Genomic DNA, 14,447 nt, shown 5'->3' with positions numbered 1-14,447 from the left:
AAAGGATATTCTTTAGCTCATTTGGGTATTGATTATTAATCCTTGGCTAGGCTACTACTCTGGCTTTTGAACATTGCTTTCAACAATGGTGTTTGCTGCTGGAATAGAGAATAGACTTCTCGCATTACTGGCCATTACCATTTGCGCTTGTTCAAATGTATAATTTGCTCGTTGTAAGCTTTCAATCACACGCTCTTTGTAGCCTTGTATATTTCCTGGGCTTCCGGGGCCATCTGAGCCATAAATAAGTTTATGAATAATGTTCAGCGATTTAGCTTGCATTAGAATGCGTTCCATCTTTGAACCATCTGGATCACTCCTTGATGAACCAAGGGCTGATACCTCGATAAAGACATTTGGATATTTTTCTGCAAGGAAAAACACTTCGTCAACTTTATCAAAGCCTTCAACATTAGCATCGTTGCCAGCATGACCCATTATAAAATTTACGTCTGGAAATTCTTTAATAGCCGTTTCTAAATACATAGGATCAAATGTGCGGAAAACATACTCACGTTCTTCTTCCTCAAACTCAGACACTTTTCTTAATGGACTGGTACCAACATGATGATAAACCGGTTTGTTGAAACTTTTTGCGACCTCATAAATATCAAAGTATTGACGGTCATCAAACGCCGTTAAGGTATGGGCAAACGCGAGTTTGATTCCAACAATTTTAGGATGAGACAACGCGTTACGAAGTTGATTCAGGCTATTTTCTTTATTGGTTGACCAGTTTTCAACGCTTAAGCTGGCTAATCCATAGAAAAAGGTTTGGTTGTTGAACTGATTCCTGCTGTCATCTAAGTAGCCGATGAGGTCTTCATTGGGTTCAATTCCCCAAGTTTCTGGGGCATAGGTAGCAAATAGAATGCAGTTGTTTGCCGATGCTTTGCGACACTCATTTTTGATTCCAATAAAGGCACCATAGGGATTAAGTTGAAATGACGAGAACAGCCGTAAAATAGGCACTTTAAGAACATCGGGTAAATTAACGGGAAAAACGCTTTTAACAAACTCTTTACCTTTTGGTCCTAACTTATCATAACTGCCCGGGTGCAAATGAATATCGAGCACATCCAAAGATTGTCCCTCAAAAAAAGCGCGATGGTCTTCCCAGTCTTGCACCGATTCAGTGTACTGACTTAAATCAGGAACTTCATTCAGCGGGGTATGGCTATGGCTACTCGGTAAGTAAGTCATGGCCATAATAAGCGCCGCAGTCAAAGCAGTTTGTTTCATAATAATTTCCTTCTTCGAAAATGCATTAGCAACATTTTGTTCGAGCTAATGAGAGTTATCATTCACGATTTAAGAAAACGGATCTCAAGGGAGAAAGCAAGGTAAAGGGATTTTTTGCAGTGTTTTTGCGATTTTTTCAAAAGCCATGGGATCTTTTGTCAAGTGGGCTTAAGCCGTAGAACTTCGCAATGTGAGTTAATGAAAACGCTGCCAATCTTCGATATAATACAGCGTCTTGTTGATTGTCTTCAGTGGAAGAGGGCGGTAAACAAAGGCGTTGATCGGTTTGTAGCCGGTATTAGTTGAGTTAAGGATGATGAGAATCGAAGTCGCTCTGAGCAAGCGTTGAGCGACTTCATTAGGAATTTATCGTAAAGGATAGTTATGACTCGTTTATTGATAGTCGCAGTGGTATCACTGCTGGCTTTTTTTCCCGCTTTTGTTATTGCGTTTGAAGTATTTGGTTTAAATGAAGATTACTCTGCGCTGTTAGCGATCGCAGTAAGTTGGTGTCTACTGCCATGGTATTGGCTCAAGAAGTGGAGTGGAAAACCCGATATTCTTACTCTTCAAATCAGTCAAGATGATCCAGTAATGCGCGAATCCGAAATCCTTGCAAAACAAAATTTGTCGCGTTTTATTCAGGGTGTTAAAGACTCAAAAGATGAAGCCAGTGTGCGCTTTCATTATCAATTTGGTGATGATGATAGTGAAGTTTTATGGGGGCCCGTTCATAAGATCGAAGATAACACTGTGTATACCTCGGTTGATGATTATGCTGAAACCACTCAGCAAATCGTTCGATTACGACAAAAAATTGCCTTAGATGATGTGCTCGATTGGGTACTTACTGACGAAAAGGGCAAGTCGCAGGGTGGTTACTCCATGCTGGCGACGGCAAAAATATATCAGCAGCGCTATGGTCGACTTCCCAAACCTTATATTGATGAGCTGACGCATTATACCGACTTTTCATTTGAGCCTTTACCGCCAGAGAAATTAAAGGACAGCGCATGGCCAATGATTTTATTCCTTTTAACCTCTGCGTTGTTGGTACTAGCATTTGCATTTGGGCAACCAGGCTCAATTGTTGAAAATCGTAAAGAAGCGCTCAGTAAAGTTCGGCAAGTGGTCACTTTTAATCAACAGGGTTTATTTGACGACTTCGATTACCAACAGGGCTTTGGTCAAGCGGCCGTTTATCCGAATTGGCAAGATGCCATTTTTATTGATGGGCAAATTGATAACCCTAACTTCACCCTGTATTCACAAAAGGAACTTGCTCAGTTGTTAGAGAATAAAGCCTTCGTGAAGCTCGATGATTATTTTTCGAGAATGCATGGTTTGTATTTAGAAAAGCGGCTGCCAGAGTGGGGGTTTAATAAACTGCTTTGGCGACTTGGTTTTGAAAGCTCTTTAAAACTAGACGCTATCAATACTTGGCAAGCGGCAACTGGATCAGAGTATGCGTATCTAGCGGAGGCATTGACGCTGCAAGAAATTGCTTGGGATATTCGTGGCAGTAAAGGCGTTAGAAATACGTCGAACGCTCAGCTAGGTGATTTTAAACAGATCATGATGCGCTCAAAAGAACCCGCTTTAACGGCTTTGAATCTGAATTTAAAAATTCCGTTAAGTTATGAAGCTCTATTTGCCGTTCGCTTTGCTGATAAAGATAGTGATGAATTAGTTTATCAGTGGCTTACAAAGCTTGAGGAGAATTTACCACAAGCGTTTTACCCGCGGGCACGCCTCATGTTGATTTATTCTCCGCGTTGGGGTGGCAGTGTCGAAAAAATTCGCGCCTTGGCTCTAAGAGCGCAAAGTTTTATCGAAGCAAATTCAGAATTGCGTTGCTTACTTGGCTATGAGTGGTACACACGTGCTCGAAATTTGAGTGAGAGAGGGTATCATCGAGAAGCGATTGCGGTGATGCAAAAAGCACTGTTTCATGGTCGCAGAAATGATTGGCTTAATCGCTATGGCTACGATTTGTATCAAGTGGAACGCTACGACGAAGCGCGCAAGGTGTTCAAAGAGTCTCTCGCGATTGTTCCGACCAATCAATACGCTCAACGAATGTACACTAAATTACAATAATATAAGTGCTTCAGAGATGTTTAAGCATTCAAGTAGGCTCTTCTGATTTCGGCAACAAGGCCTGAGGGATCAGCTCTTCTGCGATCATGAAGGCACCATAAGTGGCGGCCAGCCAAACCCAACCGTTATTGATGGGGAGGATGTCTCCCCAATATTGAAACCAGAGAAAGGCCACTATGATATTTTTGAACGCTTCAACAATTAAGCCGATAAAAAAGCCAATTGAAATTTGATCGATAAAGTGCTGAATACTTTCAAAGTTGGCAAAAGCGCCGATGATGTCACTCACTTCAACATGAAGGTAAGTCAGTAATGCCATCATACCGTAGTAGCCACCGCCAAAAGTAAGCCATTTATTGAGCACTATGCCTTCGGCTGATAAGCGCTTGGTCTCAGGCTTATGTTCCTCGAACTCGCTTTTCTTGTCGTTGCGATATCTTACTCGATAGCCTTTTTGTTTGGCCCAATAAAGTAATCCACAGGTAAACAAAAATACTGGAACTCCACCATAGAGTGTGGCGATAAAGGCTTCTTTAAGCACTTCAGGATACTCCGTTTATTCAATGATGATCACACGATAATTATGCGAAGTGTTAATAGTTCGCATCAATCCTTTCTTTAAATATTATCTCATTATAGGTATAGTCGCACCCCTTTAATTAAAGGAATAAGAGAGATGACTCGACGGATTGCCTTGGTAGGGATAGTTATTCTACTAGTTGCGTCTTGTGGATTTAAAAAGGGCTATAAAGCGCCGGTGTCAGAAAAGTCCGCAACACTTTATTTGCCGAACCCTTATTCTAAGTCAGGGCTCTTTAGTACTGAAAACACGCGCTATACTGAGGTTTTCTTTGGTGTATCAGACAATCAGGGGTGTGCAGAATTGTATTCTGCTGATGTGCCCGAGAAAAAGTTACGTAATGGGTACATTGAACAACAGGTGCCTCACAATCGAAATGTTTTTGTTAAGTACTTGCAGGTTATGAACAGGACGGTTTGCAATGCCACTGGTTATTTTTACACCAATGCGAAAGTGAGTTACAAAGTCTTGGTTCGCCCCACACAATATGGCTGCCGGCTGGAAATTAAAGCGACTCAAGAAAATGGCATTTCTTTTACCGTACCGGTCCAACAAGCTTATACTGATCCTTGGCGCGGAGTTCGCGTTTGCACGACAGAAGCGGCTCTTTAAGATTGAGTCCCGGCGGCATTTGCCGCCGGAATTGCTCTTGTGAGCTTTACTTCTTTGATGATCAATGGCTTATGTTAGTCGAGAGAAGGCGTATTTTCGGCAAAGTATTCGTGACTGTCAGCGTTCTTAATTGCATCACTCGGGTTGCTTTCTGCGAGCGCTTTGGCTCCTGATTGGCCATAAACAATATCATCCGTACCCGCCACAACATTAAAATGACTGATCTCGTGGATAATCGTTCCGGCTTTAGAATCGGTGCCAGTGGTGGGAACTTGCCAGAAGACTCGGCACAAATACACCGTATAGGGTTGAGATGGATAGACATAAGCAAAGTAATTTTGATTGCAACTGCAGTCGAAAGTTTTAGGCTTATTGTCTAGAGCATCTTTAATGGCATCGAAATTACTACCCACTTTACTCCAGCGGCTGCTGGCATACTCACCGAACCAGGTAGTGTATCGAGAACCCGTGGAGCCATTCAGGTAACTAACCGAATCATTTGCCATCAGTTTTGCAGCTGCCAAAGCTGAAAGTACGGCATTTTGCTCAGAGTTACTGCAGCTTCCGGTGAAGCTCACGTCTTCTCCACCGCCATTACCTCCGCAATCTTCTTTCCGTGGATTGCAAGGTTTTCCTTTGCGCGCTTGAGTCAATAATATGTAGGTTTGATTTTGACTTTTTAAGCTTGCGGAGAAGTCTGGAGCATTTCCTCTATTTTGGTTTTTAGTCACAAGCGCGAAATTATGTGCACTGAATTCTATTTGATATTGACCAGCCGTTGAAAAGTCATAAACACTCGATAGTTCCGCGGTATAGGTGATTTTTTTATTATCGGGTAGCTCCAGATAGTCTGCATCGGTAGCTGCCGGACGCTTGTAGTGACGTCCCAAATACATCACTGCTTCACCATCGCGATTTATGGAGAAAATATCATCTTCAATGTTGCCCTCGGCATCGGGGAGGTACCATTTAAGTATTTTTTGAGTTTCTCCTGAACGGTTGTGAAGAGTGATTTTTACCCAGATATCCTCGGTGCTGTTCACCTGATTTTTTAACGCTTTGATCTTGATATCAATTCCAGAGTTATTTTGAGCAAAACCTAACATCGAAAATACAAGGCCGCTGAGAAGTACAATAAGTCTTGTAAGCATCATTATCTATCCTCTTGTTATTTATGATATATATCGTCGCAACCACTCAATACGAGGATTTATTGAGTGTTGCACAGGCGTTTGATAAAGCAATGTCTCAGATGGATTCATGAACCTAGCTATTCGTTGAAATCCGACATCTTGTTCTTTCATTTTTCTTACGATGGGTGTCCATCCCAAGAGGCTTGTTGTCTATATCTATATGAGATTGTGCAGCAGGCGACAGCTCCGATCAGTTAGTCATAGTTAAACGTTTTTAGTCACTCTCTAAAACTGACATCACGAATTCGTCAAAAATCTTTCGTCATGCCATAATGTTTCACGTTCATCAACCCTAAAACATTTGGTTTCAATGAAGTACACGGATAGCAACGGCAAAATTGATACGCCGAAAAAAATTCTAAAGGTTAATCATGCAGGAGAATTTGGCGCGATTAATATTTACCGTAGTCAATTATTTATTGCCCGGTTTTTCATGAAAGATTTGGTGCCGCTACTGGAGTCATTTTTAAATGACGAGAAACGTCACTTGGATATATTTTGGCAAGAAATCAATCGTCGCAATGGAGTAAAGTGCAAAAAGTTATTGGCTTTGTGGTCTCGGCGGTTATGTGATGGGATTTATGTCTGCTTTGCTAGGAAGACGGGGCATCATGGCTTGCACTTGGGCGGTAGAGTCTGTGGTTATTAATCATTTAAAAGAGCAGCTTATTTATCTAGGCAATGCAAATGATCAAGAGGCGCTTGCAACGGTGCAAGCGATTATGGACGATGAAGTCAATCATCGAGATGAAGGGCTAGCGCAGGGTGGGGCGAACTCTATCTGGTATCAGCCCTTGCGTTGGTCTATCAGTGTATTTACCGAATCGGTTATTCGGTTTGGTATGCGGTAATTAACAGGATAATTTTTCGGTAGCTTATCGCGTTAAAAGGTCTAAATATGAAGTGGATTCTAGTTTGTGAGATGGCGAATTGTTTATGAAAGACGGATTGTTTATGAGGTGGAGAATTGTTAAGGCTCTCTGTCTGCTTTTGAGTGCTACGACTGTTCAAGCGGTTGTTATACGACATGATGTGGCGCTCGAAGAATACCAGCCAAAGTCAGTCCCTGGCTATTTTATCAATATGCCGCATGAGGGTTCTGCTGCACTTATTGATAAACACTGGTTATTAACGGCTGGCCATGTGATCTACTACGAAAGTTATGTAGGAAAGACAATCAATGTGCACGGTGTCGATAACGTCATTGAAAAAGTAATATTTCATTCGGATTTTAAACGAATGCCAAAGCAACCCTTTGAAGGCGATGCAAAGCCATTGATGGACTTTTTGTACGGTCGAACGGATCTTGTCCTCGTTAAATTAGCAAAACCGGTAACGCATGTTAATTCAGTGTCGCGTTACTATGGATCGGATGAACTTTTCAAGAAAACAATATCTTATGGTTCAGGTGCGTTAGGAAACGGATTAACAGGGGAACAGTTAAATACGAAAGAGCGTCGAAGCATACTGTTTTTCGAAAATCGCATTGAAAGTGTCTACGAAAACTTTTTAACTATGCGTTTTGATACCTCTAGTCGCGCCTTAGCGCTTGAAGGCATTCACGGTTCTGGTGATAGTGGTGGCCCGACGGTTGTTAGCGAAGATGGAGAAGTTTTGTTGATAGGCATCCAAAGTTTTCGTGATTATCAGGGGCAATTAAGCCGTTTTCAAGGGGGCATTTATGACAGCGTTTCTGTTCTGGTTAGAGTGTCTGCGTTTAATCATTGGATTGATCAAGTGATGTCAAACAACTAAATATAATTGCTCATTTTCCTATAGAAGGAGCTTATGTCTAAAGTTAAATTATTACCAGGCATCGTGCATCGTTTGCCCGAAGATGTTGAATTAGCCATCGCTTCATCTGAAAAGGCGACTCTGAAGTGGCAAGCTATTACTCCGTTAGCACGCAATGAATGGATATGCTGGGTTGAAGATGCCAAGAAAGACGCCACACGACAGAAGAGAATTAGCAGAGCGATTAATGATCTTGAGTCAGGTAAATCCAGACCTTGCTGTTGGCCAGGATGTTCTCATCGAAAAAAAGATGGAAAACCCAAGAGCAAACAGGTTTAATGCGTGTTCACGATGTAACTGTTATGCAACCAAATTTCAATAATTCAATGAGCAAAAATAAGTTTAACGATAGCACCATGTACCAAGCTCCAACCTCCGAAACTCTCAATGCCTCTCAGCGAGAGGCTAATCGTCATTCAAAACTTGGTATATTGTCTTTTATATTCTCTTTATTGGCTGTGATTATTTGCTTGATGAGTATTGTGTATGTTGGATATTTGGTAGAGTATCAAGTTGAACCTACAACAGAAGAAGATGAAATTCTGGTTGGTTTTGGGTTCCTGTTCAGTGGGCTATTATTCCTCGTTGGTTTTACGCTAGGTATTCTAGGTTTGTTGCAAAAGGAAAAGCGTAGAGTGTTTGCTATTTTGAGCGTAAGTATTAGTTCAATCTTTCTGCTATTTATAGTCTTTCTCATTGTGTTGGGCGTTTTAGCTGATTAGAACAGCATTTTTATCGATAGATTTTCTTTTAAGTCATTTTGTTGCAACTAGACTCAGATTTGACTGAGTTTAGTTGTTTAAAAAGGTAGAGTTTAATTTTTTACACCAGTTAAAAATTGATAAGGGTTGAAAGTGCAATTTCCAAGTTTAGAAAGTGAGAGGCTGTATCTCTCAGAAGTTAAGTCGGATGACGAGTCTGATATATTTAAGCTGTTTTCCAACACGTCCGTAATTGCTTATTATGATGTTGAAGCCTTTGCTTCGTCAAATCAAGCGGATGATTTAATTCGTATGTTTAAAGCTCGTTTTCAGGACTCGTTGGGTATTCGCTGGGGAATACGTTTAAAAAGCACTGGGCAATTAATTGGAACCTGTGGTTTTAATTCATGGAATATAAAAATGCGTAATGCCGTTATCGGCTATGAGCTCCATCCAGACTTTTGGGGATGTGGCTATGCTTCAGAAGCGGTTAGTCGTATTGTCAGCGCAGGGTTTGCTGGGGAGCTGATATGCGGTGAGTTAAATCGAATTCAAGCGGATACTATTCCCGGTAACGAAGCATCCGAGGCGCTTTTACTTCGCCTCGGTTTCAAAGAAGAGGGGTTAAGGCGAGAAAGTGGATTTTGGAAGAATCAGTATCATGACCTGAAATGTTTTGGCTTACTGCGTTCAGAGTTTGTCACAAACTAAAATCATACAAGTTCAGGTAGCAAGGCGAATAACGAATCAGCATAGAGGTCTTATGATCAAAGGAAAATTAGTAACAATTCGAAACGTGAAACAAGCCGATATCGACGAGCTATATACGTTATCATTTGATTATACCGATGCAGGCGAGTATATGCCTTTAAACTTAGTGTCAGAGACGGCATTTAAGCGTGAATTCGAGAGAACCGGCTTTTGGGAAGATTTTAGTGGTAAGCTCATTGTAGAAGATCAAACAGGACAAATGGTTGGTGAAGTAGGTTGTTTTAAAACAACACATTATATCGATGGCAGAGAGATCTATTATCGAGTCTTCAGTGGATATCGAAATAGAGGGTATGCATCTGAAGCGCTTGCTTTATTGGTAAAGCTGTTGTTTGAATCTTCACCGATGAATAGAATTCAAGCCGTTACTGTTGATGGAAACAAAGTGTCTGAGGCAATGTTACAAAAATTTGGATTTAAACATGAGGGCATTTTAAGGCAAGCTCGATACTTTAAAGGTCAACTTGTTGATTTAAACCAATTCTCACTTATACGAAGCGAATGGAACGGTTAGAAAACTGAGAGGCGACTATAACCATGATTGTTTTGCTCAAGTTTTAGCTTTCTTGGTGAGTTGGAGTAGGTCGCCTTATTCGAGAACAATGATGAATCAATTGGTTGAAAGACGATTTAATAGTTATCCTGAGTCTATCTTTCCATTAATAAATAGACTTAGAGTACTGATCTTTAGTGTTGCCGGTGAACTCGATCTTGGACCTGTTAATGAGTCGCTCAAATGGGGAGAACCAAGTTATTCAGTCAAAGATGGAAGTCCAATTAGAATTGATTGGAAAGAAAAGACACCTAATCAACATTATCTGTTCTTTCATTGCCAAACAAAGCTAGTCGACACCTTTCGAGAGTTGTACGGAGATATACTGGAGTGTTCAGGAAATCGAGCGATTGTTTTGAATGTTGAACATAAACTTCCTGAACAGGCTGTTCGCCATTGTATTCAATTAGCATTGCAATATAAGCGAATTAAGCATTTGCCGATGTTGGGAGTTTGATAGAGAGCTAGCGTGGGTTGGGTTTGCGCAGCTTATCCTAATAAATAAGGAAATCTGGAAAAGATGTAAATTGATGAAAGATGAAAAATTGCCTATAGAAGTAACATTTCCCATCTGGATAACAATACTAAGTTTTGTTGGTTGGGCGGTAACGTGGAGATTACTTAGAGCGTTTGAATATTCTCTTTGGGTTGCAATTCCCGGTGGGTTTTTGGTCTTTATTCTAATTAAAACGATTTATTACATGATAGCTGAACGTAAGTTAGAAAAATTTAGGGAAGAGTTAGAAAGCACAAGGAAGAAAAGATGGGGAAATCACTCTGAAGAAAATAGTAAGAATACTAGAGGGTCTTTAGACGCGGAAAGTAAATTTGATAAGATGCTAAAAAATGATATTGGGAAGTCGCAAGGTATGATGATTTTTGTTGGAGTGCTGATTGCATTTTTGATTTTTGCGGTCGGCTATGTTGTATATGAAAAATATTATATTTTTCATACTTCCTAGCGAGCGTAGGTTGGGTTAGCGCAGCGTAACCCAACAAATTGCAATCCATTGAAACAATGAATGATTTAAATGTAATGTCTAGGTTGGGTTTCCGCAATCAATACAACCCAACCCAACCTACGAAGAAAAAGCGTGCTTGCGAACCTTAAATGGATAATTGCGAGCGAAGGTTGGGTTAGCGTCGCGTAACCCAACAAATTGCAATCCATTGAAACGATGAATGATTTAAATGTAATGTCTATGTTGGGTTTCCTCTGTCAGCCCAACCTACGAGTAGAAGAGTGCTAACTGACCTTAAATGGATAATTGCGAGCGTAGGTTGGGTTAGCGCAGCGTAACCCAACACATACATTCAATCGAAAAGAATAAATTAGCTGCACCCAAAATCGATTTTTGAAAGCGAAAGACGTTTTTATCCTAACTAACAACCGCAAACGCCTTCAACTTCAGTGGTTAATTCCTTTTCGCCCAGTCGGATGGTCATTGTGCCGCGGTAACCCGAGATTTCACAATCTTCATTGCCATCACAAATGGCATCGCGACTGCACAGACCAGAAACATTTAACCGCTCATTGCTGAGTTTAAAGATGACCTTTGTGGGATCATACTCCTCAGAGGTAATATCATCTTGCTCAATTTTTAACGTTTCTATTTGACCATTAATTTTAATCTTTCCAGCATCTTCATAAAACGGCCAATATAAGACGAAGGCTTCCTCTTCGGTCTTTCCCTTTAATCGATAGTAACAGCCACATTCTCCGCCTGCCTCGACGTTAGGTTGCATCGCATAAAGCGCAATACCATTCATATTAATCAATTCTTTCGCATCAATTGATACGGGCGAAATAATAAGCCCAATACACAAGAGTAAAGCGGTAGGGAGTGTTGTTCGTTTCATAAGAAATGCTCCAGTAATCTCATTGTTTTATTAAATGCCAAAACAGATGCTCTGTCAAAATCGGTCAGTCTCTTCTACTTTTTCAATTCACTTGATAGCCACGTCACTTGTTAGATGACTCACGTCGTTGTTTTCATTCGAATATCGCGAATCTGAAAGATTTGGCATCTCAAGAAGGAACATCCTTATTTTTATCTCAAAACAGATTTCTCGTTAAGCGTATGCTGCTGAAGCCAAACGGTGTAGGGGTAGGATTCTAGCGGTCGCCGAGGCATTTTAAAATCACTATAATGAGGACCAATCAATGAAGAAAACAATCTGTTCTTTTCTGTTGCTTGGGTCTATGGGCAGTATTCCCGCAACAGCACTTTCAAATGAACAACAATCTAGCAACTATCAAGTGGCATTGCAGTCAACTTTGCAATCAACTATGCAGTCAACTTTGCAATCAACTATGCAGGCACCTTCATCGGTGACCATACAACAAGATATTCAGAATATTCTCTCGCAAGAAATGCAACAACAGAATTTCTATCGTGTTTACTTTGACTCGATAGAACAGCGAAACCAAATTTCAATCAGCTTTCATGCGCAGTTGATGGAAACTCGAGATAACCTTGGCTATTTAATTTTACAGCTTGATGAGTTCGAGAAGGAACAATTAACTAAAAAAGGCATTACGGTGAAACCTGCTCCGATATTTGTTGAGCAGTGGCAAGAACGTTTGAAAGATGCCCATCAACAATCGCTAAATGCATCTGTGTCGGCGACGGCAATACCGGGCTATTCATGTTATGAAACCGTTGAAGAGACTTTCACTGAAGCCAACAGTTTAGCTTCGAATTATCCACAATTGGCATCGTGGATTGACGTGGGAGATTCGTGGGAAAAGAGCAATAACTTGGGTGGCTATGACATTCGCGTTTTGGTGCTGACCAACAGTGCGATCAGTGGAGATAAGCCCAAGCTGTTTATTAACAGTGCGATTCATGCCAGAGAATACACCACTGCACCATTAAACTTAGATTTCGCCAAGTGGTTAGTTGAGGGTTATCAAGACAATGCCGATGCGCGATGGATCTTGGATCATCATGAAGTTCATTTAATGTTGCAGACCAATCCTGATGGCCGTAAACGAGCGGAAGCCGGCAGCAGCTGGCGTAAAAATACCAATCAGAATTATTGTGGAGCAACCTCTTCGAGTCGGGGCGCTGACTTAAATCGTAACTTTACGGACCGGTGGAACATCACCAATGGTTCTGGGTCCAGTGGTTCCCAGTGCAGTTCGACTTACCGCGGCCCATCCGCTGGATCGGAACCCGAAATTCAAGCATTGGAAAACTATGTACGATCGTTGTGGCCAGACCGTCGTGGGTCTAGTGATTCAGATGCTGCGCCGAGTGACACGTCAGGAATTCACATTGATTTACACAGTTACAGTGAACTGGTTCTTTGGCCTTGGGGTGATAAGAGCTCACCAGCACCCAACGGCAGTGCACTACAAACCTTGGGCCGAAAGTTTGCCTTCTTCAACGGTTATATGCCACAACAGTCGATAGGGTTATATCCCACCGACGGAACCAGCGATAATGTTAGTTACAGTGAACTCGGTGTGGCGGCTTTTACTTTTGAATTAGGAACCAGTTTTTTCCAAAACTGCTCCACTTACAACAACACCATTAATCCAGACAACTTGCCAGCGTTAGTCTACGCCGCAAAAGTGGTTAGAACACCGTATATCACGCCGTCAGGCCCTGATATTTTATCCTTGCAATTAAGCGATGGCGCATCAGATGTCGGCGTGCCTGCGGGAACTTCGGTTACCTTAACTGCTCAAGCGACCGACACTCGTTTTAGTAGCCGAAATGGTAATGAGTCGACTCAGTCAATCATTTCTGCTGAGTATTTTATTGATGTTCCACCGTGGCAATCAGGGGCTGTTGCACAATCGATTAATGCGAGCGATGGAAACTACAATTCTTCGACTGAAGGGTTAACTGCAACAATAGATACGTCGTCTTTGAGCGTCGGAGAACACATCGTTTTCGTCAGATCGAGAGATGCTAACAATGTCAACGGTGCAATAAGCGCAGTGTTCTTGAAAATTACCGATGGAACGCCAAGTTTAAACGCAGACTTTTCTTTTTCTTGTAATCAATTAGCCTGTGACTTTGATGGCTCATCAAGTAGTGGAACTATTAGCTCCTATCAATGGGAATTTGGTGATGGAAACAACGCCAATGGCATATCCACGACGCATACCTATGGGGCAGCGGGTACGTTCCAAGTAACCTTGACCGTACAAGATAATCAAGGTAATTCTGATAGTGAAACGCAAGCCATATCCGTCAGTACTGGAGCAGGCGATTTGCTGCAAAATAATGTTCCCGTTGATGGACTCTTTTTATCGCAAGGTGAAACCGTTATGTATCGGATGGTTGTTCCGCCCAATGCGAGTTCGCTGAGCTTTTCAATTTCTGGTGGCAGTGGTGACGCTGATCTTTATGTACGCTTTAATGCCGAGCCAACACAAACGGAATATGATTGTCGACCCTATCGAAATGGTAACAGCGAAACCTGCGCGATTAGTAATGTACAATCGGGTACTTACTATGTGATGCTAAGAGCTTATCAAGCTTTTCAGGGCGTCTCTTTAGTTGGCCAGTATCAAGAGCAGGGAAGTGGCGGCGAGTTTGTTGAACTGGACGTTGCTGCAAATTCAGGCGAATGGCGACATTATCCGGTGACTATTCCTGCGGGTATGAGTAACTTGACCGCGACGATATCAAGTGGCACTGGTGATGCTGACCTTTATGTTCGTCGAGGTAGCCAGCCAACAACATCAAGTTATGATTGCCGACCCTATCGCTGGGGCAATGAAGAAAGCTGTACTTTTAGCGCTCCTCAAGCGGATGTTTGGTACATTAGCGTTCGAGCTTACTCGAGCTTTAGTGGATTAGTCATTCGAGCCGAATGGCAATAGCACGTACTCACCGAATAATAGAGCAATAAAAGCAGTAAAACGAAAAAGGGACCCTGAG

Annotated in this window: 14 protein-coding genes and 1 pseudogene; 11 read left to right on the top strand and 4 right to left on the bottom strand. The window is 41.7% G+C overall.

What is annotated here, in order from left to right; translation table 11 throughout:
- Positions 1–54: 54 nt before the first annotated feature.
- Entirely contained in the window at positions 55–1,242 is a 1,188-nt protein-coding gene (locus Q9312_RS05045; RefSeq protein ID WP_309203491.1) for an amidohydrolase family protein, read from the bottom strand.
- Positions 1,243–1,626: 384 nt separating this feature from the next.
- On the opposite strand from Q9312_RS05045, the gene Q9312_RS05040 reads away from it, so the two are divergent.
- Positions 1,627–3,342 carry a tetratricopeptide repeat protein gene (locus Q9312_RS05040; protein WP_309203490.1) on the top strand — a complete coding sequence of 572 codons (1,716 nt, stop codon included), beginning with the start codon at positions 1,627–1,629 and terminating at the stop codon, positions 3,340–3,342.
- Between the two features lie 28 nt (positions 3,343–3,370).
- On the opposite strand, the gene Q9312_RS05035 is transcribed toward Q9312_RS05040, so the two are convergent.
- Positions 3,371–3,883 (bottom strand): hypothetical protein, encoded by a 513-nt coding sequence (locus tag Q9312_RS05035; RefSeq protein ID WP_309203489.1) that lies wholly within the window; start codon positions 3,881–3,883, stop codon positions 3,371–3,373.
- 135 nt (positions 3,884–4,018) lie between these two features.
- Between Q9312_RS05035 and Q9312_RS05030 the strand changes: the two genes are divergently transcribed.
- Complete coding sequence (locus Q9312_RS05030) at positions 4,019–4,534, top strand: hypothetical protein (protein ID WP_309203488.1); 516 nt, start codon at positions 4,019–4,021, stop codon at positions 4,532–4,534.
- A 74-nt stretch (positions 4,535–4,608) separates the two neighbouring features.
- Here Q9312_RS05030 and Q9312_RS05025 read toward each other — a convergent pair whose 3' ends face one another.
- Complete coding sequence (locus Q9312_RS05025; protein WP_309203487.1) at positions 4,609–5,688, bottom strand: M35 family metalloendopeptidase; 1,080 nt, start codon at positions 5,686–5,688, stop codon at positions 4,609–4,611.
- A gap of 349 nt (positions 5,689–6,037) precedes the next feature.
- Here Q9312_RS05025 and Q9312_RS19430 point away from each other — a divergent pair.
- The 8 genes and pseudogenes from Q9312_RS19430 (at position 6,038) to Q9312_RS04980 (ending at position 10,508) form a co-directional block, all read left to right on the top strand.
- Positions 6,038–6,578 (top strand): annotated as a pseudogene (locus Q9312_RS19430) (demethoxyubiquinone hydroxylase family protein).
- Between the two features lie 139 nt (positions 6,579–6,717).
- Complete coding sequence (locus tag Q9312_RS05010; RefSeq protein WP_309203483.1) at positions 6,718–7,482, top strand: trypsin-like serine protease; 765 nt, start codon at positions 6,718–6,720, stop codon at positions 7,480–7,482.
- Positions 7,483–7,515: 33 nt separating this feature from the next.
- The gene (locus tag Q9312_RS05005; protein ID WP_309203482.1) at positions 7,516–7,800 is read left to right on the top strand and encodes a YdeI/OmpD-associated family protein; all 285 of its coding nucleotides are present in this window, start codon (positions 7,516–7,518) and stop codon (positions 7,798–7,800) included.
- Positions 7,800–8,243: a hypothetical protein gene (locus Q9312_RS05000; protein WP_309203481.1), complete on the top strand. Its 444-nt coding sequence runs from the start codon at positions 7,800–7,802 to the stop codon at positions 8,241–8,243. The genes Q9312_RS05005 and Q9312_RS05000 overlap by 1 nt, the downstream gene beginning before the upstream one ends.
- A gap of 132 nt (positions 8,244–8,375) precedes the next feature.
- Complete coding sequence (locus Q9312_RS04995) at positions 8,376–8,933, top strand: GNAT family N-acetyltransferase (RefSeq protein ID WP_309203480.1); 558 nt, start codon at positions 8,376–8,378, stop codon at positions 8,931–8,933.
- Between the two features lie 52 nt (positions 8,934–8,985).
- Positions 8,986–9,507: a GNAT family N-acetyltransferase gene (locus tag Q9312_RS04990; protein WP_309203479.1), complete on the top strand. Its 522-nt coding sequence runs from the start codon at positions 8,986–8,988 to the stop codon at positions 9,505–9,507.
- A gap of 88 nt (positions 9,508–9,595) precedes the next feature.
- Positions 9,596–10,003, top strand: coding sequence for a DUF1801 domain-containing protein (locus Q9312_RS04985; RefSeq protein WP_309203478.1), 408 nt, complete (start codon positions 9,596–9,598; stop codon positions 10,001–10,003).
- A gap of 73 nt (positions 10,004–10,076) precedes the next feature.
- On the top strand, positions 10,077–10,508 hold the full coding sequence (locus tag Q9312_RS04980; RefSeq protein ID WP_309203477.1) for a hypothetical protein: 432 nt from the start codon (positions 10,077–10,079) through the stop codon (positions 10,506–10,508).
- Between the two features lie 421 nt (positions 10,509–10,929).
- On the opposite strand, the gene Q9312_RS04975 is transcribed toward Q9312_RS04980, so the two are convergent.
- Complete coding sequence (locus tag Q9312_RS04975; RefSeq protein ID WP_309203476.1) at positions 10,930–11,406, bottom strand: hypothetical protein; 477 nt, start codon at positions 11,404–11,406, stop codon at positions 10,930–10,932.
- A gap of 304 nt (positions 11,407–11,710) precedes the next feature.
- Here Q9312_RS04975 and Q9312_RS04970 point away from each other — a divergent pair, with 304 nt between their 5' ends.
- Positions 11,711–14,389 (top strand): M14 family zinc carboxypeptidase, encoded by a 2,679-nt coding sequence (locus Q9312_RS04970; protein ID WP_309203475.1) that lies wholly within the window; start codon positions 11,711–11,713, stop codon positions 14,387–14,389.
- The last annotated feature ends 58 nt before the right edge of the window (positions 14,390–14,447 follow it).

This window comes from Pleionea litopenaei, assembly GCF_031198435.1.
Taxonomy (GTDB): domain Bacteria; phylum Pseudomonadota; class Gammaproteobacteria; order Enterobacterales; family Kangiellaceae; genus Pleionea; species Pleionea litopenaei.
Note: the sequence above shows the minus strand (reverse complement) of the source record. Positions and strands in the feature narration are given on the sequence as shown.